Raw genomic sequence first — 6,000 nt, forward strand, 5'->3', positions numbered from 1 at the left:
CGAGGCGGTCGCCAGTGCGAGACGTTCCGGTTTGACGGGGCCCATGCAGCGAACCTATCCGAGCCTTCCCGCCCCGTTCGTCGCCGGCACGGTGCTCAAGCGCGATATTTTCGGCGAGATCGCCTTCGGCCATCTGGAGGGCGCGCCCGAAACGGCGGTGACGCGTCGCCGCGTCAGCCGTTCGGCGGGCTGGGCGCGGCCGCTCGCCTGGCATCTGGCCGGTCGTGAAATCCGGGCTCTGGAGGCCCTCGACGCGGTACCCGGAACGCCGAAACTGCTCGGCGTCGACGAGAGCGCGCTCTACCGTTCGTGGATCGAGGGCACGCCGCTGCATGTCGCCAAGCCGGTCGGCAACGTGGCTTATTTCCGTGACGCCAAGCGACTTTTGCGGCAGGTCCACCGCGCCGGCATCACCCACAACGACCTCGCCAAGCCGCAGAACTGGCTGATCACCCCCGACGGCACGGCCGCGCTGATCGACATGCAGCTCGCCACCATCTTCGCCCGCCGCTCCAAGCTGTTCCGCCTCATGGCGCGCGAGGACATCCGCCATCTCCTCAAGCAGAAACGCAGCTTCTGCCCGCAAGCGCTGACCCCGGCGGAAAAAAAGCTGCTGGCCACCAAGAGTTTGCCGGCGCGGCTGTGGATGCAGACCTTCAAGCCGATCTATAACGCCATCACCCGCGGGCTGTTCAACTGGTCCGACGGCGAAGGCACCCATGACCGCATGGATACCGAGGGCAAAGCGATCGGCGCGCGGCTGGCGTCCGACCCGGCGATCCTCGCCCATGCCCTGTCGCCCTTTCCCTATCCCAAGCGCCAGGGGGTCGGCATCTACGCCTTTGTCGAAACCGCTCCCGGCAATGACGCGCCCGCTCTGGAAAAGCGGCTGCTCGCCGCCGCCGCGCCGCGCCCGGATGTCGTACAGGCGGTCGAGCGTCTCCCCCGCGACGCGAGCGGGCGGGTGCGCGAGGACTTGCTGCGGCTGGTCGCCATCAACCAGGTCGACCGCATCGAGGCGCTGGCCGGCGACGCCGACGCCCTCGCCGCGACCCGCGCCATCGCCGCCAATCGCCGCAATTTCACCGACCGCCGCCTAAAGGGATAGCGAGGCCGATCTCGCCTGATATCCGCGCCGCTTTGCGGCTGAGGCGTGTCCTCGGGGCTCCTATCCTCTCAGCTCCCCGCGCCACCATCATAGTAGCGCCGATACCAGTCCACGAAAGCTTGCACTCCTTCGCGCACCGGCGTCGCCGGCCGGTAGCCGACCGCCCGCTCCAGTTCGCTGACGTCGGCGAAGGTGTCGGGCACGTCGCCCGGCTGCAGCGGCAGCAGTTCACGCTCCGCCTTGCGGCCGAGCGCCTCCTCCAGCGCCTCGACGTAATCGAGAAGTTTCACTGGCGCGTTGTTGCCGATGTTGAATAGGCGGAACGGCGCGTTGCTCGTCGCCGGGTCCGGCCGATCGCTATTCCAGTCCGGATTGGGCTGGGCGATGTTGTCGCTCGCCCGGACCACGCCTTCGGCGATATCTTCAACGAAGGTGAAGTCGCGGGTGTGGTTGCCGCCGTTGAACAGCTTGATCGGCTTGCCCTCAAGGATGTCCCGGATGAACAGGAACAGCGCCATGTCCGGCCGTCCCCAGGGACCGTAGACTGTGAAGAACCGCAGCCCGGTCGTCGGCAACCGAAACAGATGGCTGTAGGAATGCGCCATCAATTCGTTGGCGCGTTTGGTCGCGGCGTAAAATTGCACGGGATGATCGACGCTCTGATGCTCGGAAAACGGCATTGCCGTATCGGCGCCGTAAACGCTGGAGGTGCTCGCATAGGTCAGATGCCGGATCTGATTGTACCGACAAGCCTCCAGGATGTTGGTGAAGGCCACGACGTTGCTCTCGACATAGGCGAGCGGATTTTCCAGCGAATAGCGCACGCCGGCCTGCGCCGCGAGGTGGATTACCCGGTCCGGCCGGTGCTCCGCGAAGCAAGCGTTCACCGCGTCGCGGTCGGCGAGATTGGCCCGCACGAAGACGTAGTCGCCGTTTGATTTGCCGGCCGCCTCTTCAAGAACACGCAGCCGCGCTTCCTTGAGCGCCGGGTCGTAATAGTCGTTGACGACATCGAAGCCGACGACGCTGTCGCCGCGTTCCAAGAGACGCCGAACCACGTGAAAGCCGATGAACCCGGCGTTGCCGGTGACCAGGATCGTCATCAGAGGCGCCCGTCCGTCTCGTGTTCGGCGAAGATGCCCTTGACGTCGTAAAGCACCGCGCCCTCCCTGCCCAAGCGGCGAATGGCGGCCGCTCCCATCTCGGCGAACCGGCGGTGTCCGACGGCGAGAACGATCCCGTCATAGACCGCCTCGTCCGGCGCCGTCGTCAGACAGTCGATGCCGAATTCCTGGCGGCAGTCCGCCGGCGAAACCCACGGGTCCCAGACGTCGATCTGGGCATTGCACTGCCGCAGATCGTTGACGATGTCGATGACCTTCGAATTGCGAAGGTCGGGACAATTCTCCTTGAAGGCGATGCCCATGACGAGGATCCGACTCCCCACGACCGGCAACCCGCGGCGCATCATCGATCGCGCGACCTGGTCCGCCACATAATGCCCCATCCGGTCGTTGATCCGGCGGCCGGCCAGAATGACCTCGGGGTGATAGCCGACCTCCTGCGCCCGGTGCGTCAGATAATAGGGATCGACGCCGATGCAGTGCCCCCCGACGAGGCCTGGCTTGAACGGCAGGAAGTTCCATTTCGTCCGGGCGGCGGCCAGCACGTCCAGCGTGTCGATGCCGAGTCGATCGAAGATGATCGACAGCTCGTTCATCAGCGCGATGTTGAGGTCGCGCTGGGTGTTCTCGATGATCTTGGCAGCCTCGGCGACCTCGATCGAACTCGCCTTGTGCGTGCCGGCGGTGATGATCGAACCGTAGAGCCGGTCGACGGCCTCGGCGGCTTGCGGCGTCGAGCCGCTGGTCACCTTGGTGATCGTCGTCAGCCGGTGCTGCTTGTCGCCCGGGTTTGCTCGCTCAGGGCTGTAGCCGAGAAAGAAGCCCTCGTTCAGCGTCAGGCCCGACAATCGCTCTAGGATCGGGACGCAGATATCGCGGGTGCAACCCGGATAGACCGTCGATTCGTAGATGACGACGTCCCCTTCCGAGATCGCTTTGCCTACCGTCTCGCTCGCCCGAACGAGCGGGCCCAGATCCGGCCGGTTGGCGCGATCGATGGGGGTCGGAACCGTCACAATGAAGACGCCGCAGGCCTTGAGCGCGTCCGGGTTCGTGGTGAAAGTCACCAACTCCGCCGCAGCCAGGCCGGCTGAATCGACTTCCAGCGTGGCATCCCGCCCGTCCTGAAGCTCCGCAATCCGCTCGTGGCGAATGTCGAATCCGACGACCCGGCGCTTTCGGCCGAACTCCACCGCCAATGGCAGGCCGACATAGCCAAGCCCGATGACGGCGATGGTCTGGTCGTCCAGGTCAAGTTTGCGCACGTTACAACCCATTCCAGTGCTCACCGCCGACAAGGATCTGACGGGCAGGCGGATCATGAAGAACCGGGATGGTCTCCATAGACGGCTTCTTGCGGTTTCTGTCGAACCGCGACGATGCCCCGGACAGCGTTATACCAACCTGCGGTGATAGGAACCCATTCGACCGGCCATTCCCCGCACCTTGGCGCCGATGCGTGGCGAGGAGCGGGACGACGCGCGATGCGGCGCATCGGGCGAAGCACGTGACGAAGCCAGGCGCGGCGAGCGCCCGGCCTTCGGTGGGCTGGACGGGCTCGCCGGACGGCGTCGCACCGCTTGCCCGATGCGCCGCATCGACCCGCGCGTCGCTCCTGGCCGGACAAGCCCGTTCAGCGCCATCGAATAGGTCCCTATCGCCGCAGGTTGGTATTCGACGTTCCGCGGCTTGCAGCCAATTCCCTTGCCCGGCGCGCCGTGCCGCAGCATCCAGCCTGCCGCCACCGGTCATCAACGGCGAATTAAGAGAATCCGTGGAAAGGTGTCCATCCGGGGAGCCGAGGTCGACTGTGGACACGGCTCACACGGACGGTGATCGGCGAGAAGGAGCAGCTTTCCGTCTTGATCACTGGAGGGAAAGCATGTCGATGACGAAACATCTGGTGATCATGGCCGTCAGCCTCGCCGCTGCCCTCTCCAGCTGTCGGTCCTCCAATCTGGACGACGCCTTCGGCGCTTCGTCCTTTGGCTATGCCGCCGCCATTGAAGACATTCGTCTGCTGCCCGAGGCCAGAACCCAGTTCAAGGCCCGCAATTACGGCAAATCCTACGCGCTATTCAAGAAATCGGCGGAAGTCTATCCGAACAACCCGGCTGCCTGGCTCGGCCTTGCCGCCTCGGCCGATCAGCTCGGCCAGTTCGACACCGCCGATACGGCCTATGGCGCGCTCGCCAAGCTCATTCCCGGTACGGTCGAGTACTACAACAACATCGGCTACTCGGCGCTGCTGCGCGGCGAATTGCGCTCCGCCGCCCGGCACTTTGCCAAAGCGCAGGCGCTCGCCCCCCGCAGCGTCACCGTCGCCAACAATTTGCGCCTTCTCCGCAACAGCGTCTCTCGAGCCAAAAGGAGTTGAGCGCCCGTGATGAAAGGTCGATCGGTGACTGCTATGCCCGCGTGGGTTCACACAGCCCAGGTTCATGAAAATCCGGCCCCCGCCCCGGTTCCAGCCCCCGTCACGGACCGACAGGAGACGCAAACACCGCCCGAGACGAAACGCTCCTGGTCGGCAATCCTGCTTGTCTTGAACGGCGCCTGTCTGTCCGCCACGCTGGCCGTCGCCGTGACGATGATGCTCGCATGGCGCCCCATGCAGGACCTCGACACCCTAGACAACCGCATGGCCAGGCTTGACGGTATCGAACAACGCCTGAGCGGCCGCGTCGACGGCGCCGCCGATCGCGTCGATCGCGCGATCCAGGGCAGGATCGACCGGGTCGACGCCGGATTGGGCGGATTGGCGGATGGGCTGGGACAGCTCCGGGTTTCCGTCGGCCAAAGCGTGGACACACTCGATGACACCAGCGCGAGGCTGGACGAGACCTTTGCCGGCGCCCTTCTGGCCATCACCGAGCTGACCGAAACGGCCAACCCGAGCCAAAACACGGAGCAACGAAGAGCCGTGAAATTCGCCGCGCAAGGTGGGCCCCCATTCGATGCGTCGTTGGGGCCCGCCTCGCCGGAATTCCAGCGACAAGAGCTTCCCGATGGATCCGTGGCCTACCGGCGGGTGGATGCCCGCTAGTGATCCAATTTCGACATTTGCATCCCCTTGGAGCACCCTGGCAAGCAAATGTCGAAATCAAAGGACCACTAGCAATTTTATGACTCTAGTGGATTTTTCAAATTTGACATTTGATTTCGAGCCCGCCGCACATGGGTATCAAATGTCAAATTCAATCCACTAGGACTGCTTGGGAGAGTGCGGCGACCACCTGTGTGGCAATAGAGGTCACATCTTTCGGAGAGGCTTGATCGCTCCTCAGACGAGCAATTCGGTGCGATCGCAGACCTTCTGGTTCCGCACTTTCCTCAAGTCGCTACCATCCGGCTTACTGCACCCCTTTCCAGCTTGGCGAGGACGGCCACGACGGCTGCCTGTCCGAGGAGGAAAGCCCATCCTAAAGCATTGGGAGAAATGAGTGTGAAGGGGAGGATGATACTCGCAGCGATCCACGCCAAATTGCCGAGGATGACAGTCCAGACGGCCGCTAGCTGGGGCTGGGGGAATGCGGCGGCTATCGCCATGAAAGCGGCGATTGGGAACAGAATGGCGCCCGCATAGAAAAGCAGCTCCACCGGAATTCGCGTCAATGCTTGCAACGGACGCGATGATGTCATCAGCAATGTACCCATTATACCAACGGGAGCGAAGGCCGACTCTTCGGGGATTCCCAAGCTGACAGAATTCTGAATCACTGTGACAAACGGAGGTTTGTCATGGCAGCACCGGTTCCCCTTCACACG

General features: G+C 63.8%; 6 protein-coding genes. 3 read left to right on the top strand and 3 right to left on the bottom strand.

Annotated features, from left to right (window positions below; all coding sequences use genetic code 11):
* The first annotated feature begins 43 nt into the window (after window positions 1-43).
* A complete protein-coding gene (locus tag VQ045_RS03650) occupies window positions 44-1,108 on the top strand; it encodes a serine/threonine protein kinase (RefSeq protein ID WP_331829192.1) in 1,065 nt (354 codons plus the stop codon).
* A gap of 68 nt (window positions 1,109-1,176) precedes the next feature.
* On the opposite strand, the gene VQ045_RS03655 is transcribed toward VQ045_RS03650, so the two are convergent.
* Together VQ045_RS03655 and VQ045_RS03660 are read right to left on the bottom strand one after the other, a co-directional pair.
* A complete protein-coding gene (locus VQ045_RS03655; protein WP_327650916.1) occupies window positions 1,177-2,211 on the bottom strand; it encodes an NAD-dependent epimerase in 1,035 nt (344 codons plus the stop codon).
* Window positions 2,211-3,497, bottom strand: a complete 1,287-nt coding sequence (locus VQ045_RS03660) for a nucleotide sugar dehydrogenase (RefSeq protein WP_331829193.1) — start codon at window positions 3,495-3,497, stop codon at window positions 2,211-2,213. The genes VQ045_RS03655 and VQ045_RS03660 overlap by 1 nt, the downstream gene beginning before the upstream one ends.
* A 617-nt stretch (window positions 3,498-4,114) precedes the next feature.
* Between VQ045_RS03660 and VQ045_RS03665 the strand changes: the two genes are divergently transcribed.
* Together VQ045_RS03665 and VQ045_RS03670 are read left to right on the top strand one after the other, a co-directional pair.
* Entirely contained in the window at window positions 4,115-4,609 is a 495-nt protein-coding gene (locus VQ045_RS03665) for a tetratricopeptide repeat protein (protein WP_327647031.1), read from the top strand.
* Window positions 4,610-4,642: 33 nt separating this feature from the next.
* Window positions 4,643-5,278: a hypothetical protein gene (locus tag VQ045_RS03670; protein WP_331829194.1), complete on the top strand. Its 636-nt coding sequence runs from the start codon at window positions 4,643-4,645 to the stop codon at window positions 5,276-5,278.
* A gap of 287 nt (window positions 5,279-5,565) precedes the next feature.
* Here VQ045_RS03670 and VQ045_RS03675 read toward each other — a convergent pair.
* A partial coding sequence (locus tag VQ045_RS03675) for a hypothetical protein (RefSeq protein ID WP_331829195.1) occupies window positions 5,566-6,000 on the bottom strand: 435 nt, incomplete at its 5' end.

Source organism: Aurantimonas sp. E1-2-R+4, assembly GCF_036549515.1.
GTDB lineage: Bacteria > Pseudomonadota > Alphaproteobacteria > Rhizobiales > Rhizobiaceae > Aurantimonas > Aurantimonas coralicida_A.